Here is a 22708-nt window from a genome sequence, read left to right on the forward strand (position 1 = left end):
CAAATAAAAGAGCAGCCAGCATAAGCAAGACGAGGTGAAATCGCGGTGAAATCCGGCGACTTCTTTTATTGCGCCTGGACGGGAAGGATGGCGACACGGTACTGCGTCGCGCCGGGGTGGAAAACAATGTCCCATTGCATGGCTTTTGCCAGGCGCAGCAGCAGGTTCTGGCCATGCGCGAAACCGTGGATGCGCCGTGGATGCCCTGCCTGCACGGTATTGACGATGTTCAGGCGGCCTTGCGCAAACACAATGCCGATGCGGCAGTCGGGGCCGCCATGGAACAGGGCATTCGCCAGGCAATTATTGATGAGCAACATGAGCAGTTGCGGGTTGCCAAGCACCTCCAGCCGCTCGGGCAAGTCCAGGGTCAGCAGGCTGGCATCCCAGCGATGTTCGTCGAGCAGGCGCAGCAGGCATTGCTCGATGCAGGCGCGCAACTCCACCACTACACCCGATAGCTGTTCCGCCCGCGCCAGCGCAAACAGCACGTCGATGGTGGCGCGCATCTCGTCCGTGGATTGCCGCAGCTGCGCCTGCTCCTGCCCGCTTAAGGGCTGCGCATTCGCCAGCGCCAGGGTGTTATGCATCAGGGTGAGCGGCGTGCGCAATTCATGGCTGACGTCGCGGGTGAATGCCTGTTCGCGCCGCAAGACCGACTGCAGTTCGGCAAAAGTGGTTTCCAGGCGGCGCGCCAGGAAACCGATCTCGTCGGGGCGGTCGCGCTCGCTGAAATGGACGGTGCTGCCGGGCGCCAGCTGGCGCGCTTCGTGGGCCAGGCGCTGCAAGGGCAGCACGAGGCGCCGCGCAAGCCAGTATGCCAGCAGCAAGGCCAGGGCGATCAGCGCCAGCGCCACGCCCAGCACGACGCCGCCTACTTCCCGCGCCAGGCGCGACACCACCAGCACGGGCGCCACGTCGGCCAGCAGATAGCAGCGGGCCGGCTTGCCGCCGGCAACGACATCGAGCGCCAGCACGTGATAATGCTGGCCCGTCTTCGTAAACACTTCCCCGCGCGGGGCAGACTGCGGCACTTGCGCGCGCACCGCTTGAGGCAAGTCAAGGTAGCCGCCATAAACCGTGATGAGGTCGCTGCCGGAAGGCGTAAGCTTGTCGTGCTGCTGCCAGCGCATGCTGACGGCCGCCGCTTCGCGCTCGAGCAGGCGCTGCACCAGCATGTCTTCCGTCACGTAGGCGATCACCAGCGCCAGGCCCGTGTAGCACAGGCACAGCAAGACGGTGAAGCCGGCCAGGGCGGCGAACAGGCGCTGCCGGATCGACTTGCTCATGCAGACGCCGCAGCATCGAAGGCCAGGCGGTAGCCCAGCTGCGGTATGGTCACCAGCATGCCCGCCGCACCCGCCCCGCCAAGCAACTCCAGCTGCTTGCGCAGCGCATAGATGTGCGATTTGAGGGCGTCGCTGTCGGGCGGCTGGCTGCCCCACAAGTGTTGCAGCAGCGCCGAGCGCGAGACGGCATGCGGATGTTCGCGGCACAGCAGCAGCAATATCTTGAAACCCGTCTGCGTCAGCGGCAGCGGTGCGTCGCCATACAGGGCGCGCCCTGCGCGCGTCTGCAAGGTGAATGGCCCCACGCGCATCTCCTGATGCATGTGCAACTGCTGCCGGCGCGCCAGCGCTTCGCAGCGCAAAGCCACCTCGCGCAGGTCGAACGGCTTGGTCAGGTAATCGTCGGCGCCGTCGCGAAAACCGCGCGCCTTGTCTTCATACGCGTCCCGCGCCGTCAGCATCAAAATCGGCACATTGCTGGGAGCGGCTGCCTTGATGGCGCGGCACACTTGCAAGCCATCCATGTCGGGCAAGTTCAGGTCCAGCAGCACCACGTCATAGCTGTTGCACGTGGCCAATTGCACGGCCAGCGCGCCCGTGCCCGCATGGTCCGTCTGCCAGCGCAAGCCGTCGAGAAAGTCGAGCACCTGGCGCGCGATGGCCAGGTGGTCTTCCACCAGCAGGATACTCAAGGGTAGCTTGTTCATCGCACGCCGGCAATGCGCGCATACAGCCAGAAATTGCCGGATCTTCCGCGAACTTGCCGGTAACAGCGCAGATAGCCCTCGCGCTCGAAAGCGCAGCGTTCGAGCACGCGGACCGAACGTTCATTGCTTTCCAGCACAGTGGCCTGGATGCGCAGAAAGCCAAAGCGCTGAAAACCCCAATCCACGACAGCGTTCACGACGGACGTGGCCACGCCCTGCCCCCATACAGCTGGGGCCAGGTCGTAGGCGATCTCCGCCGTGCGGTGCTGCGGAGAAATGGCGTTGAAGCCGATCGTGCCCACCAGCTGGCCACCCTCGCGCAGCACGACAGCCAGCCGTATGGACGAAGACGCCTCTGCCGATGCGTAGTCATCGAAATTGGCCTGCAGATCGTCGACGCAATGCAAGTTCCAGCTCGTGTGCTCCACGACGGCAGGGTCGGCCAGGTAGGCATACCAGGCGGGCGCGTCGCTGCATTCCAGCGGGCGCAAGGTCACCAGCGGATGGTCTGAAGCGGGTAAATCAGCAGCTTTCATCGCCTTGTATCCTTTTTAGTCAAGCGGGCAATCGGCGGCCAGCCAGGATACGAAATCATCGGCGGCCAGCTCGAAATCATCGCGCTGCATCGAGCCATGCCCCACCAGGTAGACGGCGCGCTCAGCGTCATCGAGCGCCAGCATGACGGCGCGTCCGCCGCTGTCATCGCCGATGGTCATGTAGCCAGGACAGGATTGCTGCGTGTCATAAGTTTCGTTGCGTTCTCGCAAGCTTTCCACGCCGTACAGCAATACCTGCCCGCCGCGCAAGCCTTCTTGCCCGTCCTGCAGAAAGCGCAGGTAGTGCGCCGGCAAGGCGTGGCCCAGCCAGCGCTGGAACGCGTCGATAGCTTGCCCGCTCATGCGGCGCCCTTGCGCCGCGCTTCCCACTCGCGGCGCAGCAAGCCGTACAGGGCCGAATCGCTGACCTGGCCGGCCACGATCCAGCGTTCGGGCAAAAACCCTTCCTTGTTGAAACCCTGGCGTTCCAGGGCGCTGGCCGAACCGGCGTTGTGCGGGTCGATGTCGGCTTCCAGGCGGTTCAGGTCGCGCTCGACAAACGCATACTCGATCAGCGCCGACAGCGCTTCGTGCATATAACCGTTGCCCCAGTACGGACGGCCCAGCGCGTAGCCGATCTCGGCGCGGCGGTTCTGGCGGTGCTCGGAAAACAGGCTGCAGCTGCCCAGGTATTCGCCCGTCGCCTTCAGCTCGACGGCGAAGCGGAAGAATTCCTCTTTCTCGAAAGCGGCGATGTCCTCGGCAATCTGGCGCGCGGCGCGGCTGGCATCGGTCCATGGTGGTTCGCTGAAATAGCGCATCACTTCGGGGTCGGAATGCATGGCGAATTGCGCCGCCTCATCCGATGGTTGCGGCTTGCGCAGGATCAATCGTTCAGTGGTGATGGTCTTGCTGTAGGTCATGGCGCTCCAGTCTGGCGGCAAACGGACGAATGCTTATTATTCCATGCAACTATAACGATGTGGCAATTTTGTGACGATGCTTTTAATGTACTATGGCAATATTTTTCACCATATCATTGATGCAACTTCATGATTCGCCCATGTACGCAGTAACCGACGCGGCCAACACCGAAGCCAACCATGCCCTTCCCTAGAATCGCCCTCACCATGCCCGTCACCCTCATCGCACTGGCCATCTGGCTGGGCTTGAGCCTGGGCGGCCGCTGGCTGGAAGCGGCCGGCTACGCCTTGCCGGGCGCCGCCGTCACCGGCCGTATCGGCCTGTCGTGGGCGCTGGCCGCCCTGTTCGCGCTGGCGCTGCTGCTGGCCTCAAGCCGGCGCCGCGCGGCGAGCCTGTGCGCGCCGCAGCCATTCAAAACGCTGTGGCTGGTCTGGCCGCCCCTACTGTATGCGCTGCTGATGCTGTTGCTGGCCTGGGCCGGCGGCTGGCCGCAGCCGCGCGTGCTGCTGATCGTCGCTTGCAATGCGGCGCTGGTGGCCATCTCGGAAGAGCTGATGTTCCGCGCCATCTTGCTGGAGGGCATGCTGGAACGGTATGCCGTCTGGCCGGCCGTCCTGATGTCATCGGCGCTGTTCGGTCTGGCGCACACGGCCAACGGCCTGGCCACGGGCGACGTCAGCGGCGCCTTGTGGCAAGCCGTCGCCGCTACCCTGCAAGGCGTCGGCTATGCGGCCATCCGCCTGCGCACCCGCTCCATATGGCCCATGGTGCTCGTGCATGGACTGTGGGACTACGCGCTGGTGACGGCCACCTTGCCGCACCCGGCCGAAGACGGCGCATCGATCCTGCCATATATCGCCCTGCTGGCCGTGCTGCCCCTGTGCCTGTACGGCGTCTACCTGCTGCGTCCCAGCCAGCGCGCCGCCCTGTCGCAAGCGCAACTATAATATTGCGACACAATTTTCCATCCACTTGCCGAGGAAGCTGCATGGCGTTTTTTTCACGTAATTACGAAGTATTCCTGCTGCTGGCCGCGCCCGCTGCGCCGCCGCTGTGGGATGCGGCGCAATGGATGCCGTTTGCCGCCAGCCTCGATGGACTCATGGCGCAGGCAAGCGCGAGGGGCAAGCCCGGCGTGCGCAGCCATCAATACAATCCCAAGGGCAAGTCGATTCCCTATGGCCGCCTGGGCTGGGACGACAAATCGCACGCCAAGTGGACGCATACGCCGGAAACACGCGACGCCCGCTTCATGAGCCTGGAAGCGTGGGCGCCCATCTGGACCATTTGCGAAAAGGACGACCAGGCGCCCGATGTGTTCCTCGCCCTGGCCAATGAGTCGCTGCTGGGACGAGCAGGCAAGCCCTTGCAATTTGGCCAGCGCCTGGTGTGCGCCATCGCCACGGACATGGGGCCGGAAGCGAGCGCCACCTTGCGGCACTCCTTGACGCAGCTGGCGGCGCAGCAAGACGCCGTCCTCTTCGCCTGCACGCAACGCCAGTGGGGCCGCGCCGCGTACGGCGGTTTCACGGGCGCCATCCAGGATATGCTGATCGGCGGCCTGTTCCAGCCCGACGACCCGCATGCGCGGCCGCTCGATGCGGCCACGTTCCGCGAGCCATGGACGCGCATCGGCAATTGACAGCGCCAGACATTCCATGGCATCGTTGCGCCATGCAATCGCCATTTCCTCCCCTGCCATCGATTATTGCCGCCATTCGACCGATGGTGGCTTGGCAGGACTGAGATTGCCAAAGCCGCCTGAGAGGCGGCTTTGATTTGCAGCAATAGATCAAGACGTCTCGCAGGCATTATTTCTTTCTAGCGAGCGACCATGTCCCCTACCTCCAGCACCAGCGTTACCCCCACCCTGCACCTCGTGTGCGGCAAAATTGCCTCGGGCAAATCCACCCTGACCGCCCGGCTGGCCAGCGCGCCACACACCGTGCGCATCAGCGAAGACAGCTTGCTGGCGCAGCTGTATCCGGGCCAGATCGCCAGCCTGGCCGACTACGCGGCTTGCGCTGCGCGGCTGCGCGCGGCCATCGCCCCTTTGGCCCTGCAGATGCTGCAGGCGGGCGTGTCCGTCGTGCTCGATTTCCCCGCGAATACGCCCGCCAGCCGCGCCTGGATGCGCGAACTGTTCCAGCAGGCGGGCACGCCGCACGTGCTGCATTACCTGGACGTGCCGGACGAAGAATGCAAGGCGCGCTTGCGCCAGCGCAATGCCAGCGGGCTGCACCCGTTCTCCACCAGCGACGCTGATTTTGACGCCATCACGCGCCACTTCGTGCCGCCCCAGGCGTCGGAAGGCTTTGATATTGTGCGAATTGCCGCTTAAAACGTGCCCGGCAGCAGGATCTTTTTATCCACGTGCTGCAGGTCGCGCAAGCCGCAAAAGGCCATCGTCAAGTCGAGTTCGTTGCGGATGATGTCCAGGCATTTGGTGACGCCAGGACCGCCCATGGCGCCCAGCCCATACAGGAAGGGGCGGCCGATGTACACGCCTTTCGCGCCCAGGGCCACGGCCTTGATCACGTCCTGGCCCGAGCGGATGCCGCCGTCCATGTGCACTTCGATCTGGCTGCCGACGGCGTCGACGATGGCGGGCAAGGCTTCGATCGACGATTGCGCGCCATCGAGCTGGCGCCCGCCGTGGTTCGAGACGATCAGCGCGTCGGCGCCGCTTTCCACGGCCAGGCGCGCGTCATCCGGGTCCATGATGCCCTTGATGATCAATTTCCCGCCCCAGCGCTGCTTGATCCATTCCACGTCCGCCCACGACAGGCTCAGGTCGAACTGCTGCTGCGTCCAGGCCGACAGGGACGACATGTCCGACACGGATGTGGCATGGCCGACGATGTTGCCGAAGCCGCGCCGCTTCGTGCCCAGCATGCCCGCCACCCAGCGCGGCTTGGTGGCCATGTTGATGATGTTGGGAATCGTCAATTTCGGTGGCGCCGACAGGCCGTTGCGCAAGTCCTTGTGGCGCTGCCCCAGTACCTGCAAATCGAGCGTCAATACCAGCGCGCCGCATTTCGCCGCCTTGGCGCGGTCGATCAGGCGGTTGATGAATTCGCGGTCCTTCATCACATACAGCTGGAACCAGAACGGTTTCGTCGTGTTCGCCGCCACGTCCTCGATCGAGCAGATGCTCATGGTCGACAGCGTGAACGGCACGCCGAAACGCTCGGCCGCCTGGGCCGCGAGGATTTCGCCATCCGCATGCTGCATGCCCGTCAAGCCCGTAGGCGACAGGGCCACCGGCATCGATACGTGCTGCCCCACCATGGTCGAAGCCAGGCTGCGGTTTTCCAGGTTGACGGCCACGCGCTGGCGGAATTTGATCTTCGCGAAATCGCTGTTGTTGGCGCGGTACGTCGATTCCGTCCAGGAGCCGGAATCGGCGTAGTCGTAAAACATGCGCGGCACCCGTTTCTGGGCCAGCACGCGCAAGTCTTCGATGCAGGTGATGATACTCATGCGTTTCCTCGGTCGATGGCAAGTCGAACCATGATCGTGCATTTGCCTGCAATTGTCTATCCGGCAGGCAATGCCACCGGACCCCGCGCCACACTTACCAGTCGCGCGCGCCGAGGATTTTCTCACCCAGTTCGCTCAACCGCGCCTGCGGATAGCGCAGCTTTTCCTTTTCCTCGGGGTCGCCGGGAAACGCATAGCCCTGCGGCGCGCTACGCTCGCGCCAGCTTTGCACGCGCCAGTCGCGCAAGGCTTGATTGTCTTCCTGCGCTGGCGTGAAGGAAATATATTGCGCCAGGCGCACCTGGTCCGCCGACGTGTTCGGGCGGATGCCATGCGCCAGCAGGCTGTTGAAGATCAGCAGCTCCCCTTTCTTCATGGCGATGAATTCCATCGGGTACGGTACCGTCGCCAGGTCTGGCTGCCACGGGTTGCGATCGAGCGGCACCGTCTTGCGCCACGCCAGCAAGTTGTTGAACAATTCTGGATAACACTGGAAACCGCCGCTCTCGGGCGAGGTGTCAGACAGGGCCAGCACGCCTTGCACGTTGACGGGCAGCGGGTCGAGCGTGGTGTCGGCATCCCAGTGGATGAAGCCGCCAAACTTGCGCTTGCCATTGTTCGGCGTGTTCAGGTTGGCGCGGTCGATGGTCACCCACAAATCCTGACGGTCCCAGATGTCGACAAAGGCGTCGTACACGCGCTGGGTCTGGCGGTTATCCCACAGGGTCTGGTTGTGGTAGGCCTCGACCATGCCGGAACCGTTGAGCTCTTTCATGGCGTGGTCGCGCAGCTGGTCCTGGTTCCAAGTGGCGGGGTCATGCTGGTCCAGTCCCTGGAATTCCCACAGGAAATCGGTTGTGCGGCGCACCTGTTCCGGCGGCACGGCATCCTTGACGATGACGTAACCGTAGGTTTGCCAGTGCAAAAAATCGCTGTCGGACAGCACGCGCAGCGGCAGCTGTTTTTGTATATCGCGCAACTGGGTTTGTTCCGTGTAGGCCACGGACGGGTTGCCCGGACGGTCTTCGCCGTATTGATATCGGTCTTCTTGCATCGCTGTCTCCTGTGTTGGTGTGGACAGATTGTGCGATGGAAGATCAAGGGGAAATACGTGCGGAACGACCAATACTGATACTATCCTGACTATCGACTACCTCAAAACGTCACGATGACGCCTTTATTCGAACAAGTCACGATCCCGACGGGCCACTCCTGGGGCTTGCTGTGGCGCGAACTCGATGCCATTCCCTTCATCTGGCACTACCACCCGCAGTTCGAGCTGACCTTGACGGTCAATGCGCGGGGGCAACGCTACATCGGCGACCACCTGGGCAATTTCGAGCCGGGCGACCTGGTGCTGCTGGGGCCGAATTTACCGCACACGTGGTCGGCCAGCGAGCGCATCGACGGCACGCAGCCCATGCTGGCCGTCGTCGCGTGGTTTTCCCTCGAATGGGTGGAGCAGCTGGCGGCCTGTTTTCCGGAATTGCACAGCGTCCGGCAACTGGCGCGCCGCGCCGGCCCTGCCCTGCATTTTTCGCCGGCAACGAGCGCGCGCAACGCATCCAGATTGCTGCAATTAAATGCGCTGCCCGTACCGCAGCGCTTGCCGCTGCTGCTCGACGTGCTGCTGGATCTGGCGGGCGATGGCAGTGCGCAGCCGCTGGCGTCAACGGCGCAGGCGCCGATGCCCGATGGGCAGCAAAAGCGCATGGAAATCGTGTTTGACTTCATGCACGCGCATTTCCGGGAAGAGATCGCACTGCAAACGCTGGCGCAGCGGGCGGCCCTGTCGCTGGGCGCCTTTCACCGCTGTTTTAAGCGCCAAGCGCATTGCACGCCCGGCGAATACCTGGCGCGGCTGCGTATCGGCCGCGCCTGCCAACAGCTGATCGAAAGCAATCTCGCCATCGCCGTCATCGCGCAAGAGGCTGGCTACCGCAACCTCGCGCATTTCAACCGCCAGTTCCGCGCCGCCAGGCAAGTCACGCCGCGCGCGTTTCGCCTGCAATACCGGCGTGGCGCCACTGGCGCAGCGTAAATCCATTCAGAAACGAAAAAGGGGATCAGATTTTACAATCTGACCCCCAATATTCTGGTGCGGCTGGCAGGAATTGAACCCACGACCCCTTGGTTCGTAGCCAAGTACTCTATCCAGCTGAGCTACAGCCGCCTAAGACAAGATTATAGCAGGGCTTTGCAGAATGGCAAAGGGCGCCGTGCGGATATTTCACAATTGCCCAGGCCGCCAACATGCACCCTGCCCGCGTCCCGTCAGGACGAAAAAAAACCCGGAAAGCGAACTTTCCGGGTTTTTTCACTACTGCAAATACTGGTGCGGCTGGCAGGAATTGAACCCACGACCCCTTGGTTCGTAGCCAAGTACTCTATCCAGCTGAGCTACAGCCGCAAACTCTGACACACTTCGCCGGACGGCGCGAAGCTTGAAACTTTCATCAACATGAAGCGAACTTCATCTTGGCAATACTGGTGCGGCTGGCAGGAATTGAACCCACGACCCCTTGGTTCGTAGCCAAGTACTCTATCCAGCTGAGCTACAGCCGCAAAACTTCTACAACATTCCATCGACAGCATGGAGGTGAAACTTGTTACAACAAAACCAGGCAAAGTCTGATTTTCAGTATTCTGGTGCGGCTGGCAGGAATTGAACCCACGACCCCTTGGTTCGTAGCCAAGTACTCTATCCAGCTGAGCTACAGCCGCGCAGGCAAACATTATAGCGTATTCATTTCGCTTTGAAAAGTTCGATTTTTCAATCGCTTAGCTGATTTTGCAGAATACCGCCCCGCATGATCGACTACCTTTTCACTGCCAAAAAGCTCACGCTTTTTTATCGATGGACACTTCTGCTTTCACAGGAGCGTCCAGCGAATCGAGAAGTTGCTGTCTCGAAAGAAGCGGGATTATAGGGACTGCTTTCCAGCCTGTCCAGTGCTATCTGCAGGCGGCGCGCAAGCGTGCGGTGGCGGCGCGGCGCTTGGGGCTACAATACCAGTCAGACAGGGGCGCTTGTGCCTCCCCTAATTCATGACGGCGGGTAATTCCATCATGCTCCATTTAACTGAGCTTAGCGGCGGCGGACCGGCGGGGCAAGCGCCCGTGCGGCAGACTCACTGTTGCAGGATTTCCGATGGCCAAGCATGACCGCGAGCAAGATCTGCTTCCCCCATCAGCGCCGCTGAGCCTATCCGACGAGCGTCTGGCCAAGCTGCTGGAGGGCATCACCGATGGCTTTTGCCTGCTCGACCGCGACTGGCGCATACGCTATATCAATACGCGCGGCACCGACATGCTCGCGCCGCAGCGTCCGCCTGGCGCCAGCCTGGCCGGCAGCAGCCTGTGGCAAGCCTGCCCGGAACTGCTGGGCACGGAACTGGAAACGCAGTATCGGCGCGCCATGGCGCAACAGCACGGCGGCAGCTTCGAATTGCTGTATCCGCCGCTGGGGCGCTGGCTGGAAGTGCGCATCTTCCCTTCCAGCGATGGCTTGACCACGTATATCCAGGACATCAGCCAGCGCAAGGCCAGCGAAGAAAGCTTGCGCCACAGCGAGGAAGACTTGCGCGCGCTGGCCAATTCCATCCCGCAACTGGCCTGGATCGCCGGCTTCGACGGCACCATTGCGTGGTACAACCAGCGCTGGCACGACTACACGGGCACCAGCGCCGAACAGATGGCGGGCGATGGCTGGAGCATCGCCTATCACGCGCAGCATCTGCCGCCCATGCTGCATGCCTGGAAGGCCGCCTTGCGCGATGGCACGCCCTTCGAAATGGAGTTCCCCATCCGCGGCGCCGACGGCCAGTTCCGCTGGTTCCTGACGCGCGCCAATCCCGTGCGCGACCGGGGCGGCCAGCTGCTGCGCTGGTTTGGCACGAGCACCGATGTCGACCAGGTCAAGCGCGCGCAGGAAGCCCTGCGCGATGAAACGCGCGTGCTGGAGTTGCTCAACAATACGGGCGCGGCCCTGGCCGGCACCCTGGACTTGCCGGCCCTGCTGCAGGAAACCGTCGATGCGGCCACGCGCATCAGCGGCGCGCACTTCGGCGCCTTGTATTATGACGATGCAGGCGAGCTCCACGACAGCGCCGCCCCGCTGCCCGCGGCGCGCGCCGTCAACGGCATCAGCCTGTGCGAGGCCGATGCCATTGCCACGGAACTGCGCCAGGGACCAGCCATGCGCCAGAACGACTTGCTGGCCGCGCCCGACGCCAGCGCCGGCGGCGCCCCGCCGCTGCGCAGCTGCCTGAGCCTGCCCGTCAGCTCGCGCTCGGGCCTGTTGCTGGGGCGCTTGCTGCTCGGTCATCCGCAGGCGGGCATGTTCAGTGCGCGCAGCGAACGCATCGTTTCGGCCATCGCGGCCCAGGCCGCCGTCGCGCTCGACAATACGCGCTTGTACGCGGCCGCCACGCGCGCCGCCGAAGAGCGCAAGGTGCTGCTCGACAGCGAACGCGAGGCGCGCGCCGAGGCCGAGCGCACGAACCAGCTGAAAGACGATTTTCTCACCACCCTGTCGCATGAACTGCGCACGCCCTTGTCGGCCATCCTGGGCTGGGCCCAGGTGCTGCGGCGCGGCACGCGCGACGAGGCCGACCTGCACCGCGGCTTGCAAAGCATCGAACGCAATGCGCGCGCACAGGCGCAGTTGATCGAAGACTTGCTCGACATGAGCCGCATCACCTCCGACAAGGTGCTGCTCGACCTGCAAACCATCGTGCCCGCCAGCATCATCGCCTCGGCCATCGAAACCCTGCGCCCGGCGGCCGACGCCAAGCACATCGCCATCCACAGCAATATCGCCAGCGATGCGGGCCGCATCACGGGTGACCCCAGCCGCATCCAGCAAGTGATCTGGAACCTGCTGTCGAATGCCTTGAAGTTCACGCCACAAGGAGGGCGGGTCGATATCGGCGTGCATCGCGAAGCGACCCGCCTGGCCATCACGGTGGCCGACAACGGCGTCGGCATCAAGAAAGATTTCCTGCCCCACGTATTCGACCGCTTCCGCCAGGCCGACGCCTCGACCACGCGCCGGCATGGCGGCCTGGGGCTGGGGCTGGCCATCGTCAAGCACCTGGTGGAGCAGCACGGCGGCACGGTCACCGTCAGCAGCGCCGGCGACATGCAGGGCGCCAGCTTTACCGTGCGCCTGCCCCTGGGGACGCCGGCCGTTGCCGCGCGCCAGGCGGGCAGCGCCCCGTCCGCCAGCCATGACTTGCGCGGCGTCACGGTGCTGCTGGTCGATGACGAAGCCGATGCGCGCGAGCTGACGGAGCGTATCTTGCGCGACAACAACGCCGAAGTGCATAGCGCCGGCAGCGTGGCGCAAGCGCTGCAACTGCTGGACCAGGTGCGCCCGGATGTGCTGGTCAGCGACATCGGCATGCCCGATGCCGACGGTTTCGACTTGCTGGCGCAAGTCCGCGCGCACGCCTCCCCTGAGGCGGCCCGGCTGCCCGCGCTGGCCCTGACGGCGTTTGCGCAACCGCAGGATCGCCAGCGGGCGCTGGCCAGCGGCTTCCAGGACTGGGTGTCGAAACCGCTCGACCCGGCCGAACTGGTGGCGGCAGTGGCGCAACTGGCCGCCGCGCGCGTGACCGGCTCGCCGCCTTGAACAGCGCCGCCAGGGCGGCAAGATAGTCGGCAAAAAGATGATGCAAAGAAATACATAGTGCAGAACAAAATAACTATTTTGTGGTTTAGCCTTCCTACTTTCAGACGCGGCACTGTCCTACAAGCAACTAAGCTGAAGTTTGCTACACTGAAATGCAGAAGCACACCTGCATGGCAGGCTGGAGACCGTCGACCTTGGCTGCCGTCATTGGCAGAAGCGAGTTCAAGCGCTGTTGTGCGCCCTATCTTGTTGCAAGGCGCTACTATCATCCGACCGCCGTCAGCCGCGCCGCCAGCCTATTCGCTGCGGTAGAAGCCAGTGTTGCATAGACCGTATAACCGAGACCCTACATGCCCAGCCAAGATGAGATTTTGAAAGCCAAAATTTTGGTCGTTGACGATTCACCCGACAATGTCGACCTGATGCTGGAAATCCTGCGCGATGCCGGCTACACCAATGTCACGGCCACCATGCGTCCGGCGCAGGTCTGCCCCCTGCACCAGGAGCATTGCTACGACCTGATCTTGCTGGATCTGCAAATGCCGGAACTCAATGGTTTCCAGGTCATGAAAGGCTTGAAGGAAATTGAGCATGGCGGCTACCTGCCCGTGCTGGCCCTGACGGCGCAGCCGAGTTTCAAGATCGCCGCCCTGGAAGCGGGCGCGCGCGACTTCATCAGCAAGCCCTTCGACCTGATGGAAGTGCACAAACGCATCCACAACATGCTGGAAGTGCGCCTGCTGTACAAGGAACTGGCGCAATACAGCAAGCAGCAGCAGGAACTGGCGCTGCACGATCCGCTGACGGGCTTGCCGAACCGACGCCTGCTGGAAGACCGCATCGAGCATACCTTGCAGCAATCGGCCCGCAACCGCGGCAAGTCCGCCATCCTGTACCTGGACCTGGACGGCTTCAAGGCCATCAACGACAGCTACGGCCACGGCTATGGCGACGATATCCTGAAAATGGTGGCGGGCCGCCTGGTGGGCGCATCGCGCAAGGAAGACACGGTGGCGCGCATCGGCGGCGATGAATTCGTCATCGTGCTGGGCAACCTGGCCGGCAAGGGCGACGCGCGCGAACCGGCCGCCAAGCTGATCGAAGTCATTTCCGAGCCGTATTTCATCAACGACTTGACCCTGCGCCTGTCGACCAGCATCGGCATCGCCATCTACCCGGACGACGCCAGCACCGTCGAATCCCTGCTGGGCGCGGCCGACACGGCCCTGTATGAAGCCAAGCGCGCCGGCAAGAACCGCTTTTGCTGCACGCCGCACGAAGTGATCGCCTCGCAGGTCAACATGCAGAAAAGCAGCATCCCGTCGATCGCCTGAAGTTCTTTACTCAGCGGCACGTAAAAAAACCGGCAAGCCTCACGGCCAGCCGGTTTTTTTGCTTTGGACGCTTTATTTCTTGCCAGCGCTCACTTCATGCTGGCCCGCATGCTGGTGATCCGTTTGCGCATTGACGGTTTCCGGCGGCACTTCGATGCGCGTGATGCCGGCATCGACGGAAATCGGGTCGCTGGCAGGGAACGTCATTTCCACGGCATCATCGAGCAATTCTTCCTTGGCCCGCTCTTCGCCGCTCATGCCCTCTTCATCGGCCAGGATGGCCAGCGCGCTGGCCCATTTGACGAAATTGAGGTTGGACAGTTCGCGCACGGTGTTCACGCCAAACGCTTGCTGCAAGGCCTTGGCATCCTTCGCGCTGACGCCGCGCAGGGCGCTGATGGGCGCATTGACGATGTCGCGGAAGCTTTTGTCGAGGTATTCCTTGTCGACGATGGTATCGATATTCATGGCATGTCCTTTCGTTTCGGTAAGCGGGCCTGTATCGCGCCCTGCGCCGCGGGGCGGCTATGCTGCATGGGGATGCACAGCCCCCACTATGGCAGCGCGCAGCGTCCCGGTATGTGCGCAGCCGTACGTAACGACGGGAACTTTGCCCGCTGGCGAAAGCGATAATATTGCCTATCATATAAAAATGATGGAAGGAGATCAAAATTGCCGAAAAGACAGAAATTTTCCATCCATGCGCCCCGCGATGAAATCCTCATGTATGATCCACAACTTGAATTTGGTCCTCACCTTTCACCATTCACGGGGCGCTATGTCCGCACAAACAGATCCGAACAAGGAAGCGGCCCAGGCCGATGCGGAACGCGCCGCCGACCTCAGCGAGTTGCTGGGTCATGTCAACACCAGCTGGGACAATGAACGGCGCGCCCTGTCGCGCCAGTTGCACGACAGCCTCGGCTCCTCGCTGACGGCGCTGACCATGCACCTGTCGCTGCTGACGCAAAAGATGCCGCAGGAAGCCGCCTTGCTCGACCGCGCGGCGACCATGAAGCAATTGCTGCTGAATGTGATCGAGACCAACCGCCAGATGCAGATGAAGCTGTGGAACGATAAGCTCGAGTTTCTCGGCGTAAATGTCGCGCTGGGTGAGCTGGCCGCCCAATTTGCCGAACAGCACAAGATCACCGTGCGCTGCAGCCTGCCCGAAGATGAACTGATTTGCCCGCGCAACGTGGGTGTGGCCCTGCTGCGCACCCTGGAAGAAGCGCTCGGCAACATCGCCGCGCACGCCCACGCCACGCAAGTGGATATCATCATCGACGACAATGAGGACGCGCTGATGATGACCGTCAAGGATGACGGCGTGGGGCTGCCGAAGAGCGAGCCCGTCGAAATGAGCAAGCACGGCCTGCGCTCCGTGCGCGAGCGCGTGCATTACCTGGGCGGCAGCCTGAGCCTGACGGCCAATCCGCAAGGCGGGACGGCCCTGACCGTCGTCTTGCCGCGCGTTACGCCAAAAGAATAATTTCCCGCAGCGGGCGCCCTGCCCGCCTCAACGGGGTAGCGGCATCCCCTCTTCCGGCAACAGCAGTTGCGCCCCCAGCACATCGCGGCGCGCGCCATGCCCGGCCAGGCTGGCGCGATCGCCTTCCAGCACCTGCAAGAAATGTCCAACACGCAACACATCCGTCAATTGCGCCGCCAGGGCGGCATCGGCCGGAGAACCCGCCTGCCGCCATCCCAGCGCCAGCAGGGTTTGCCAAACGTCGGGCAGTGCCGTGCGCCAGCCGGTCGAGGCGAGGAAGACGCCGACCGGCTGCTCCAGCACTACACAGGCCCGCGCCAGCAAGTCCTCGCGCGCCAGTTCGCCGGGCCAGCCGTCAAGCTCGGCGCGCCACAGGGGAAACGTGGCCAACGGCGCCGGCAACGCATCCAAGCTGCTGATGAAGCGGGACTTGCCATAGCCATCCGTGCGGAAACGCGCGACCTGCCGCAGGCTTTCCCCGGCTTCCCCCTTCGCCCTGCAGGCCAGCAGCAGCTGGTAAAAATCGAGCTGCTCCGGGTCCAGGCCCAGGCTTTTCAGGCTGATGTAGCGGTCGTCGAACTGGACCGGCCTGGCGGCGCCGCGCGGCTGCGTGGAAGTATCGTGCATGATTGTCCTTGGCGTGATGGTGGTGACGGTCGGCATCTTTCCCGAGTATAAAGTGTTTGCCGTGTGCAGCCCAGCATCGGCTACACTGGTCAGGCGCGCCGCCGGCGTGCCCTAGTGACCGCTAACATCGCAACAACAGGAGATGGCATGCAACGACTCGCAACGACCTTGCTGGCAGCGCTGCTGGCCATGGGCGCCGCCCAGGCCGCCGACAACACCGTGCCGCCGCCGGAAACCGTGGACAAGCTGGCCTGGCTGGCCGGCTGCTGGAACGTCGATGGCGCCGAGCCCGGCTCTGGCGAACAATGGAGCACGGCCGCCGGCGGCACCATCCTCGGCACCAGCCGCACCGTCAAGGGCGGCAAGACGACAGCCTTTGAATTCGTGCAGATCCGCCTCACGGAGCCGGGCCAGCTGGCCTACATCGTGCAGCCGTCGGGCCAGCCGCCCGTGATCTTCAATCTGCTGCGCCAGGACAAGCCGAATGAATTCATCTTCGCCAACCTGGACAATGACTTCCCGAGCCGCATCATCTACCGCCACGACAGCGAGCGCATCCTGCATGCCAGCATCACCGGCACCTTGAAGGGCAAGCTCACCACCATCGATTTCCCCATGACGCGGGGACGCTGCGAAGCGGCGCCCATCGCGCGCGGCAAATAAAAAGGGGCCGCAAGGCCCCTTTTTGATGGGATAGCAACGGCTTAGTGCAGCTTGACCTGCGGCGTGCTGCGCTTGATCAGGAAACGGCCCATGGCCATGACGGCCGTGCGCACGCTGCCCAGCACGGCATTGTGGTGCATCAGGTGCAGGCTGACATACATCATGCGCGCGACAAACCCCTCGACGAACCAGCTCAGGCCCTTCAGGGAACCCATCAGGGTGCCGACCGAGGTGGTGCGGCCAAACGATACGAGCGAACCGTAGTCCAGATATTCATACGGCTTCGTTTGCGGCGGTTTGCCCTTGGCTTGCAGCAGGAACGTTTTCAGCAGGTAATCGGCTTGCTGGTGGGCCGCCTGGGCGCGCGGGGGCACCAGCTTGCCATCCGGTCCCGTGCAGGCGGCACAGTCGCCGAGCGCGAAAATATTCGCGTGGCCCTGCACATTGAGCATGCCCGTCACTTCCAGCTGGCCGGCGCGGTTGGTCGGCAGCCCCAGCGTGGACAGGAATTCCGGCGCGCGGATGCCGGCGGCCCACACGCAGATGTCGGCCGCATAGCTGGTGCCGCTGGCCACCGTCACCTTGTCGGCTTCGATCGTGGTGACGCGCGTGTCGGTCACCACCGTGATGCCATGTTTATGCAGCAGTTTCGAGGCGGCGATGGACACGCGCTCGGGCAGCGGCGCCAGGATGCGTGGCGCCCCTTCGAGCAGGGTGATGCGCACATCCTTGATGGCATTGAGATTCTGGAAGCCATACGCCGCATACACGCCGCTCGCTTCGCGCAATTCGGCCGCCAGTTCCACGCCCGTGGCGCCGCCGCCGATGATGACGATGTCGACACCGGGGTGGCCCGCGTCGCCCTGGCGCTGCTCGGCCATGGCCAGCAGTTTCAGCAGGGTCAACCGGAAACGTTCGGCATCTTCCGTGGCATTCAGGGAAATCGTGTTTTCCTGGGCGCCAGGCACGCCGAAATAATTCGAGGTGCTGCCCACGGCCAGCACCAGCTGGTCGTAGCTGACAGTGCGCTGCGGCAAGAGCTGCTCATCCTTGTCGGTGGCGATGGCGCCCACGGTGAGGCTGTTCGACGCGGCGTCGAGCCCGATCAAAGGACCATAGACATAGGTAAAACCATTGTCATGCGCCAGCATCTGGTACGACAGGCCCTCTTGATGAATGTCCAGGGTACCGGCCGCCACTTCATGCAGCGAAGGCTTCCAGATATGGTACAGCCGGCTGTCGACCAGCGTGACCTGGCCGGCGCCGAGCTTGCGGCTGAGTTTGCAGGCCAGCTCCAGGCCGCCTGCTCCTCCCCCTACGATAACGATTTTACTGTGCAAAGATCCTCCTGCGTGTTAATCCCTGTGCCCGTTGCCATTGCCGTGACCATTGCCATGGCCCTTGCCCGGTTTGTTGTCATGCTTGTTGTCATGCTTGTCGCGCTTGTCATCACGCTTGTCAAAGTGCTTGTCATGCTTGTTGTCATGACGGCCGCGGTCACCGTAATCGGGACGGCCATGGTCGCCATGCTGCTGGCGGTAACGGGGCACATATTGGTTGTTATACCAACTATCCTGGACGAAATATACCTCTTGGTTACAGGCATTATACTTGCGGCAGTGCTTCGACCAGTTTTTCGCATGGCCGGGCGGCACGCGCAGATAAATGGGGCGCGCCGAATAGTATTGCGGGCGCTGCACGATGATGGGCTGGGCATAGATCAATTGCGGCGCTGGATAGTCGCCTATGTCGATGCGTCCGTAAAAGCCCGGCTGGCCGACGGTGACGGAGACGCCAACCTGGGCGACGGCAGCGGTAGCGGCCGACAGCAAGACGGCGGCGAGAATGAGGGTTTTCATGGGACACTCCTTTTATCAGTTATGCCGCAATTGTAGACCTTGTACAACCAACTGTTTGTTCGCAAGGACACATAAGGAAAGCCGTGGCAATCTCACCACAGCTTACCCAAAGGCACGACCAGGCCGCTGAACAGCGACCAGTCCGGCGACGCCGCCGTCACACCGCGCGCCAGGCCGATATCGATGGCCAGCCACGGCGTGGGACTGTAGGTGGCGGCCAACAAGAGCTGGGCCGTGGCCGGCGCGCCGCGCAAGCGCGTGCCCGACACTTCTGCCGTGGCGCCCCAGCGGTCGCTGACGGGCGTGGAAAAGGAGGTCGCCCAGCCCGTTTGCACCCTGCCCGCGCCAGGGTCGGATGCCCCCAGGCGCGTGGCGTTCAGGTTGGCATCCACGTGCACGGCGCCCAGGTCGCGGCTGAGAATGCCGTTCAGCGACACGTCGCTCTTGCCGCTGCCGATGCTGTCCTTGGCTGTCGGCAACTTCCAGCCCAGTTCCAGGCCCAGGGCCGTGGCGCTGTCGAGCAAAAAGGCCCGCTTGAGCACGACCGTCGTGTCGCCCACGCCCGTTTCGCGCCGGCCCGTTGCGTCGCGCGCGCGCACGAAGCCCTCGCCTTCCAGCAGCACGCCCCATTCGGGCGTAAACGCCAGTTTGAACGTGTACGGCAGGCTGGCGCGGCGCGTGTCGTCCGTTTTCGACAGCAGGCCGCCGGCCTCGAATTCCAGCTGGCCCGGCACGGGCAGCTGGGCGGGACTGGCCACCGAAGGACGGTAAGGCAGGACGGGATCGCTGTCCTGCGCCTGCGCCAGGGGCGCCAGGGACAGCAACAGCAGAGGTAAGCACAGCAAGCAGGAAGACGGCATGAAAGACCCGGAAGTGGCAAACGAGCAATAGCGACAGCCTACCACCACCGCGCCGATTGCGCCCAGCCCGCCGTTGTCAGGCCAGGCGCCGCACGCCCTGCCTGGCGGGTGGCGCCGGCCGGCGCAGCGGCGTGACGTTGCTGGCCGGCGCCACGGCGATGTGCTCGGCCTGGGCATGCAGGCGGAAGACGCCCACCAGTTCCGTCAGGGAGTGCGCCTGGTCTTGCAGCGATTCGGCGGCGGCCGCCGCCTCCTCCACCAGGGCCGCGTTTTGCTGCGTCACCTGGTCCATCTGCAGCACGGCCTCGTTGACTTGCTCGATGCCGGCGCTTTGCTCGGCGCTGGCGGCCGTGATTTCCTGCATGATGTCGGCCACCTGGCGCACGCTGGCGACCACTTCATCCATCGTCTTGCCCGCGTCATGCACGAGTTTGGAACCGATCTCCACCTGCTCGACGGAGTCGCCGATCAGGGTCTTGATTTCCTTGGCGGCACTGGCCGAGCGCTGCGCCAGGTTGCGCACTTCGGATGCCACGACGGCAAATCCGCGCCCCTCCTCGCCCGCCCTGGCCGCTTCCACGGCCGCGTTCAAGGCCAGGATATTCGTCTGGAAGGCGATGCTGTCGATGACGCTGATGATGTCGACGATCTTGCGCGAGGACGCATTGATCGATTCCATCGTCTGCACCACCTGCCCCACCACGGCGCCGCCCTTGCCGGCCACCTCCGAGGCGGCACCGGCCAGAGCATTCGCCTGGCGCGCATTGTCCGCGTTCTGCCGCACGGCCGACGTCAGTTGTTCCATCGACGATGCCGTTTCTTCCAGCGAACTGGCCTGCTCTTCCGTGCGCGACGACAGGTCGAGGTTGCCCTGGGCGATTTCGCCCGAGGCCGTGTTGATGGTGTCCGTTCCCGAGCGCACCTGGCTGACGATGCCCACCAGCTTGTCGCGCATGGTTTTCATGGCAAACAACAGGCTGGCGCTGTCGTGGCTGGCCGTGCGGATATCCACGGTGAGGTCGCCCTCGGCGATGGCGCCGGCGATCTTGACGGCATACGCCGGTTCGCCGCCCAGCTGGCGCGTCAGTCCGCGCGTGATCAGCGCACCCAGCGCCAGGCCGGCGGCCACGCTGCCCAGCACCAGCGCGATCATGAAACTGCGGCTGGCCTGGTACACGCCCGAGGCTTGCTCGGAAGCGGCCTTGGCGCGCTCTTCTTTCTGCAATGATAATTTGTCGAGCACACCGTCGAGCTCATCGGCATGCAGGCGCGTCTTGTTGAGCAATTCGATCAGCTGCACGCTGCGCTGGGCCAGCGGTTCGGCCGCGGCCAGCGTGAGCGCCTGCTGCATGGTGACGACGTACTCGGCTTCGACGGCGGCAAAGCGGGCAAACAGTTCCTTGGCGGCCGGCGTGACGAATAGCGGCTGGGCCTTGGCAAGATAGGCCCTGTTTGAATCGAGAAATTTGGCGATATCGGCCTGGCGCGTGGCGCGTTCCTCGGCGGTCGTCGCCAGCAAGAAATTGCTGCGCGCGCGGCCCACCTTGATCAAGGCGATATTGGCTTCCTTGATGTACGACAAGCCCAGCAATTCATGGTTGTACATCTGCCCCGCCATGGTATCGATCTTGCCCATGTTGAAGATACCGATGCCGGCCACGATGGCCCCCATTAGCGCAACGCAAAAAAAAGCCGTCAGCAAACGCGTTCCCACCTTCATCCGGTTCAACATGATTTCTCCCATAAGACTGGCCGATACTCGATGTAACTGGAGCGTACTGGCTTGAATATAAAGAAAAAACACGGAAAAAAATGCTCGGATTGTCACCAAACAACAATTCATTGATTTATAGCAACACACGAAACGGCTTGCCATGCTAGGCAAGCCGTTCAGGACGGTACCTGATTGCCCGCGTTAATGGCCCGAGTGGGTGCCAGGTTTACGCACCGTCATCTCGACGCCGCCTTTCACCACTTGCTTGCCCGCACCCTGGCCGCGCACGGGTTCCGGCAAGGCGCCAGTCCACTCATAGGCCACGCTGCCGGCCGGGTGCTTGTACCAGCCCGGGTCGCGGTAGTCGCCCGGTTTCTGGTCCTTGCGCACCTTGACTGTGGTAAACATGCCGCCCATGCCGATGGCGCCGAAGGGGCCGTCGCCCGCCATCATCGGCAAGGTATTGTCGGGGATCGGCATCTGCATCTCGCCCATGTCGGCCATGCCCCGCTCGCCCATCACCATGTAGCCGGGCACGAGCTGGTTGATCTTTGCGGCCACGCCCTGGTGGTCGACGCCGATCATGGTGGGCACGTCATGCCCCATGGCATTCATCGTGTGGTGCGACTTGTGGCAGTGGAAAGCCCAGTCGCCCAGGTCCGTGGCCGTGAATTCCACGGCGCGCATCTGGCCCACGGCCACGTCCGTCGTCACTTCGGGCCAGCGCGATTCGGGGCGCGTCCAGCCGCCATCCGTGCCCGTCACCTCGAATTCATGGCCATGCATGTGGATCGGGTGGTTCGTCATGGTCAGATTGCCCACGCGCACGCGCACCTTGTCGCCCTGGCGCACGACCATGGGGTCGATGCCGGGGAAGACGCGGCTGTTGAACGTGAACAGGTTGAAATCCGTCATGGTCATGATCTTCGGCGTGTAGCTGCCAGGATCGATGTCGTAGTTGCTGAGCAAGAAGACGAAATCGCGGTCCACCTTCATGAAATTCGGGTCTTTCGGGTGCGTCACCCAAAAACCCATCATGCCCATGGCCATCTGCGTCATTTCATCGGCATGCGGGTGGTACATGAAGGTGCCGGGCCGCTTGGCGACGAATTCATAAACGAAGGTCTTGCCCGGGGCGATGCCTGGCTGGGTCAGGCCCGTGACGCCATCCATGCCGTTGGGCAAGCGCTGGCCATGCCAGTGCACACTGGTGTGCTCCGGCAATTTATTGGTGACAAAGATACGCACGCGGTCGCCCTCCACCACTTCGATGGTGGGCCCTGGCGACTGGCCGTTGTAGCCCCACAGGTTGGCCATCATGCCGGGCGCCAGTTCGCGCACGACGGGTTCGGCCACCAGATGGAATTCCTTGACATTGTTGTTCATGCGCCAGGGCAAGGACCAGCCATTCAGGGTGACGACGGGGTTGTATGGACGCCCGTTCGGCGGCGGTGGCGGCGCCTTGGTGTTGGCGCCAGCCATGCTGACGGCTTCCGGCAACGATGCCGCACCGACTCTGCTGACTGCGGCGGCACTCAGGGCGACAGCGCCCGCGTTCATGAAAAAGTTTCTACGTGTAATCATC

22 protein-coding genes and 4 tRNA genes are annotated in these 22708 nt (G+C 63.1%); 8 read left to right on the forward strand and 18 right to left on the reverse strand.

Going from position 1 to position 22708, the window contains the following annotated elements; all coding sequences use genetic code 11:
• Positions 1 to 65: 65 nt before the first annotated feature.
• From LSO07_RS19840 to LSO07_RS19860, 5 genes are read right to left on the reverse strand one after another with little or no spacing between them, the layout of a single operon-like run.
• On the reverse strand, positions 66 to 1289 hold the full coding sequence (locus LSO07_RS19840) for a sensor histidine kinase (RefSeq protein ID WP_151096365.1): 1224 nt from the start codon (positions 1287 to 1289) through the stop codon (positions 66 to 68).
• Positions 1286 to 1996, reverse strand: coding sequence for a response regulator transcription factor (locus LSO07_RS19845; RefSeq protein WP_151096366.1), 711 nt, complete (start codon positions 1994 to 1996; stop codon positions 1286 to 1288). The genes LSO07_RS19840 and LSO07_RS19845 overlap by 4 nt, the downstream gene beginning before the upstream one ends.
• Positions 1993 to 2532, reverse strand: a complete 540-nt coding sequence (locus tag LSO07_RS19850) for a GNAT family N-acetyltransferase (RefSeq protein WP_151096367.1) — start codon at positions 2530 to 2532, stop codon at positions 1993 to 1995. The genes LSO07_RS19845 and LSO07_RS19850 overlap by 4 nt, the downstream gene beginning before the upstream one ends.
• A 15-nt stretch (positions 2533 to 2547) precedes the next feature.
• Entirely contained in the window at positions 2548 to 2895 is a 348-nt protein-coding gene (locus tag LSO07_RS19855; protein WP_151096368.1) for an SMI1/KNR4 family protein, read from the reverse strand.
• Positions 2892 to 3455: a GNAT family N-acetyltransferase gene (locus tag LSO07_RS19860; protein ID WP_151096369.1), complete on the reverse strand. Its 564-nt coding sequence runs from the start codon at positions 3453 to 3455 to the stop codon at positions 2892 to 2894. The genes LSO07_RS19855 and LSO07_RS19860 overlap by 4 nt, the downstream gene beginning before the upstream one ends.
• 180 nt (positions 3456 to 3635) lie before the next feature.
• Between LSO07_RS19860 and LSO07_RS19865 the strand changes: the two genes are divergently transcribed.
• From LSO07_RS19865 to LSO07_RS19875, 3 genes are all read left to right on the forward strand, one after another.
• Positions 3636 to 4403 carry a CPBP family intramembrane glutamic endopeptidase gene (locus LSO07_RS19865; protein ID WP_151096370.1) on the forward strand — a complete coding sequence of 256 codons (768 nt, stop codon included), beginning with the start codon at positions 3636 to 3638 and terminating at the stop codon, positions 4401 to 4403.
• 41 nt (positions 4404 to 4444) lie between these two features.
• Entirely contained in the window at positions 4445 to 5098 is a 654-nt protein-coding gene (locus LSO07_RS19870) for a hypothetical protein (protein ID WP_151096371.1), read from the forward strand.
• 192 nt (positions 5099 to 5290) lie between these two features.
• Positions 5291 to 5797, forward strand: a complete 507-nt coding sequence (locus LSO07_RS19875; protein ID WP_151096372.1) for an AAA family ATPase — start codon at positions 5291 to 5293, stop codon at positions 5795 to 5797.
• Here LSO07_RS19875 and LSO07_RS19880 read toward each other — a convergent pair.
• Positions 5794 to 6939 carry an alpha-hydroxy acid oxidase gene (locus LSO07_RS19880; protein ID WP_151096373.1) on the reverse strand — a complete coding sequence of 382 codons (1146 nt, stop codon included), beginning with the start codon at positions 6937 to 6939 and terminating at the stop codon, positions 5794 to 5796. The two genes, LSO07_RS19875 and LSO07_RS19880, sit on opposite strands and share 4 nt — an antisense overlap.
• A gap of 94 nt (positions 6940 to 7033) precedes the next feature.
• Positions 7034 to 7993 carry a phytanoyl-CoA dioxygenase family protein gene (locus LSO07_RS19885; protein WP_151096374.1) on the reverse strand — a complete coding sequence of 320 codons (960 nt, stop codon included), beginning with the start codon at positions 7991 to 7993 and terminating at the stop codon, positions 7034 to 7036.
• 114 nt (positions 7994 to 8107) lie between these two features.
• On the opposite strand from LSO07_RS19885, the gene LSO07_RS19890 reads away from it, so the two are divergent.
• Positions 8108 to 8980: a helix-turn-helix domain-containing protein gene (locus tag LSO07_RS19890; protein WP_151096375.1), complete on the forward strand. Its 873-nt coding sequence runs from the start codon at positions 8108 to 8110 to the stop codon at positions 8978 to 8980.
• A gap of 55 nt (positions 8981 to 9035) precedes the next feature.
• Here the strand turns inward: LSO07_RS19890 and LSO07_RS19895 are convergent.
• The 4 genes from LSO07_RS19895 to LSO07_RS19910 all read right to left on the reverse strand — a co-directional run bounded on the left by LSO07_RS19895 (position 9036) and on the right by LSO07_RS19910 (position 9663).
• Positions 9036 to 9112: transfer RNA gene (locus LSO07_RS19895), tRNA-Arg, on the reverse strand.
• Between the two features lie 160 nt (positions 9113 to 9272).
• Positions 9273 to 9349 (reverse strand) — tRNA-Arg (locus LSO07_RS19900).
• A 78-nt stretch (positions 9350 to 9427) separates the two neighbouring features.
• Positions 9428 to 9504 (reverse strand) — tRNA-Arg (locus LSO07_RS19905).
• A gap of 82 nt (positions 9505 to 9586) precedes the next feature.
• A tRNA-Arg gene (locus tag LSO07_RS19910) sits at positions 9587 to 9663 on the reverse strand.
• Positions 9664 to 10090: 427 nt separating this feature from the next.
• On the opposite strand from LSO07_RS19910, the gene LSO07_RS19915 reads away from it, so the two are divergent.
• Both LSO07_RS19915 and LSO07_RS19920 read left to right on the forward strand, forming a co-directional pair.
• Positions 10091 to 12574 carry a hybrid sensor histidine kinase/response regulator gene (locus tag LSO07_RS19915; protein WP_151096376.1) on the forward strand — a complete coding sequence of 828 codons (2484 nt, stop codon included), beginning with the start codon at positions 10091 to 10093 and terminating at the stop codon, positions 12572 to 12574.
• Positions 12575 to 12924: 350 nt separating this feature from the next.
• Positions 12925 to 13908, forward strand: coding sequence for a GGDEF domain-containing response regulator (locus LSO07_RS19920; RefSeq protein WP_070256637.1), 984 nt, complete (start codon positions 12925 to 12927; stop codon positions 13906 to 13908).
• Positions 13909 to 13980: 72 nt separating this feature from the next.
• Here the strand turns inward: LSO07_RS19920 and LSO07_RS19925 are convergent, their stop codons facing one another.
• Positions 13981 to 14376 carry a hypothetical protein gene (locus tag LSO07_RS19925; protein WP_034783088.1) on the reverse strand — a complete coding sequence of 132 codons (396 nt, stop codon included), beginning with the start codon at positions 14374 to 14376 and terminating at the stop codon, positions 13981 to 13983.
• A 310-nt stretch (positions 14377 to 14686) separates the two neighbouring features.
• Here LSO07_RS19925 and LSO07_RS19930 point away from each other — a divergent pair, with 310 nt between their 5' ends.
• A complete protein-coding gene (locus tag LSO07_RS19930; RefSeq protein WP_034783087.1) occupies positions 14687 to 15400 on the forward strand; it encodes a sensor histidine kinase in 714 nt (237 codons plus the stop codon).
• Between the two features lie 27 nt (positions 15401 to 15427).
• Here LSO07_RS19930 and LSO07_RS19935 read toward each other — a convergent pair whose 3' ends face one another.
• Positions 15428 to 16027 (reverse strand): hypothetical protein, encoded by a 600-nt coding sequence (locus LSO07_RS19935; RefSeq protein ID WP_151096377.1) that lies wholly within the window; start codon positions 16025 to 16027, stop codon positions 15428 to 15430.
• A 147-nt stretch (positions 16028 to 16174) separates the two neighbouring features.
• Between LSO07_RS19935 and LSO07_RS19940 the strand changes: the two genes are divergently transcribed.
• Entirely contained in the window at positions 16175 to 16690 is a 516-nt protein-coding gene (locus LSO07_RS19940; protein ID WP_071653355.1) for a DUF6265 family protein, read from the forward strand.
• Between the two features lie 41 nt (positions 16691 to 16731).
• On the opposite strand, the gene LSO07_RS19945 is transcribed toward LSO07_RS19940, so the two are convergent.
• From LSO07_RS19945 to LSO07_RS19970, 5 genes are all read right to left on the reverse strand, one after another.
• A complete protein-coding gene (locus LSO07_RS19945) occupies positions 16732 to 18030 on the reverse strand; it encodes an NAD(P)/FAD-dependent oxidoreductase (RefSeq protein ID WP_034783085.1) in 1299 nt (432 codons plus the stop codon).
• Positions 18031 to 18045: 15 nt separating this feature from the next.
• Positions 18046 to 18549, reverse strand: coding sequence for a hypothetical protein (locus tag LSO07_RS19950; RefSeq protein ID WP_151096378.1), 504 nt, complete (start codon positions 18547 to 18549; stop codon positions 18046 to 18048).
• Between the two features lie 92 nt (positions 18550 to 18641).
• Complete coding sequence (locus LSO07_RS19955) at positions 18642 to 19409, reverse strand: transporter (RefSeq protein WP_225317360.1); 768 nt, start codon at positions 19407 to 19409, stop codon at positions 18642 to 18644.
• Between the two features lie 76 nt (positions 19410 to 19485).
• Positions 19486 to 21141, reverse strand: coding sequence for a methyl-accepting chemotaxis protein (locus tag LSO07_RS28405; protein ID WP_151096379.1), 1656 nt, complete (start codon positions 21139 to 21141; stop codon positions 19486 to 19488).
• Positions 21142 to 21324: 183 nt separating this feature from the next.
• Complete coding sequence (locus LSO07_RS19970) at positions 21325 to 22707, reverse strand: multicopper oxidase family protein (RefSeq protein ID WP_151096380.1); 1383 nt, start codon at positions 22705 to 22707, stop codon at positions 21325 to 21327.
• Between the last annotated feature and the right edge of the window lies 1 nt (position 22708).

Origin of the sequence: Janthinobacterium sp. PLB04 (assembly GCF_021165895.1) — a bacterium.
GTDB classification, from domain to species: Bacteria; Pseudomonadota; Gammaproteobacteria; order Burkholderiales; family Burkholderiaceae_D; genus Janthinobacterium; species Janthinobacterium lividum.

Excerpts from the sequence above, each read along its gene's own strand:
- LSO07_RS19920 (WP_070256637.1), top strand. The coding sequence starts at position 12,925 with ATGCCCAGCCAAGATGAGATTTTGAAAGCCAAAATTTTGGTCGTTGAC.
- LSO07_RS19970 (WP_151096380.1), bottom strand. The coding sequence starts at position 22,707 with ATGATTACACGTAGAAACTTTTTCATGAACGCGGGCGCTGTCGCCCTG.
- LSO07_RS19925 (WP_034783088.1), bottom strand. The coding sequence starts at position 14,376 with ATGAATATCGATACCATCGTCGACAAGGAATACCTCGACAAAAGCTTC.
- LSO07_RS19950 (WP_151096378.1), bottom strand. The coding sequence starts at position 18,549 with ATGAAAACCCTCATTCTCGCCGCCGTCTTGCTGTCGGCCGCTACCGCT.
- LSO07_RS19940 (WP_071653355.1), top strand. The coding sequence starts at position 16,175 with ATGCAACGACTCGCAACGACCTTGCTGGCAGCGCTGCTGGCCATGGGC.
- LSO07_RS28405 (WP_151096379.1), bottom strand. The coding sequence starts at position 21,141 with ATGTTGAACCGGATGAAGGTGGGAACGCGTTTGCTGACGGCTTTTTTT.
- LSO07_RS19855 (WP_151096368.1), bottom strand. The coding sequence starts at position 2,895 with ATGAGCGGGCAAGCTATCGACGCGTTCCAGCGCTGGCTGGGCCACGCC.
- LSO07_RS19915 (WP_151096376.1), top strand. The coding sequence starts at position 10,091 with ATGGCCAAGCATGACCGCGAGCAAGATCTGCTTCCCCCATCAGCGCCG.
- LSO07_RS19880 (WP_151096373.1), bottom strand. The coding sequence starts at position 6,939 with ATGAGTATCATCACCTGCATCGAAGACTTGCGCGTGCTGGCCCAGAAA.
- LSO07_RS19860 (WP_151096369.1), bottom strand. The coding sequence starts at position 3,455 with ATGACCTACAGCAAGACCATCACCACTGAACGATTGATCCTGCGCAAG.
- LSO07_RS19930 (WP_034783087.1), top strand. The coding sequence starts at position 14,687 with ATGTCCGCACAAACAGATCCGAACAAGGAAGCGGCCCAGGCCGATGCG.
- LSO07_RS19865 (WP_151096370.1), top strand. The coding sequence starts at position 3,636 with ATGCCCTTCCCTAGAATCGCCCTCACCATGCCCGTCACCCTCATCGCA.
- LSO07_RS19870 (WP_151096371.1), top strand. The coding sequence starts at position 4,445 with ATGGCGTTTTTTTCACGTAATTACGAAGTATTCCTGCTGCTGGCCGCG.
- LSO07_RS19875 (WP_151096372.1), top strand. The coding sequence starts at position 5,291 with ATGTCCCCTACCTCCAGCACCAGCGTTACCCCCACCCTGCACCTCGTG.
- LSO07_RS19955 (WP_225317360.1), bottom strand. The coding sequence starts at position 19,409 with ATGCCGTCTTCCTGCTTGCTGTGCTTACCTCTGCTGTTGCTGTCCCTG.
- LSO07_RS19845 (WP_151096366.1), bottom strand. The coding sequence starts at position 1,996 with ATGAACAAGCTACCCTTGAGTATCCTGCTGGTGGAAGACCACCTGGCC.
- LSO07_RS19935 (WP_151096377.1), bottom strand. The coding sequence starts at position 16,027 with ATGCACGATACTTCCACGCAGCCGCGCGGCGCCGCCAGGCCGGTCCAG.
- LSO07_RS19885 (WP_151096374.1), bottom strand. The coding sequence starts at position 7,993 with ATGCAAGAAGACCGATATCAATACGGCGAAGACCGTCCGGGCAACCCG.
- LSO07_RS19890 (WP_151096375.1), top strand. The coding sequence starts at position 8,108 with ATGACGCCTTTATTCGAACAAGTCACGATCCCGACGGGCCACTCCTGG.
- LSO07_RS19850 (WP_151096367.1), bottom strand. The coding sequence starts at position 2,532 with ATGAAAGCTGCTGATTTACCCGCTTCAGACCATCCGCTGGTGACCTTG.
- LSO07_RS19840 (WP_151096365.1), bottom strand. The coding sequence starts at position 1,289 with ATGAGCAAGTCGATCCGGCAGCGCCTGTTCGCCGCCCTGGCCGGCTTC.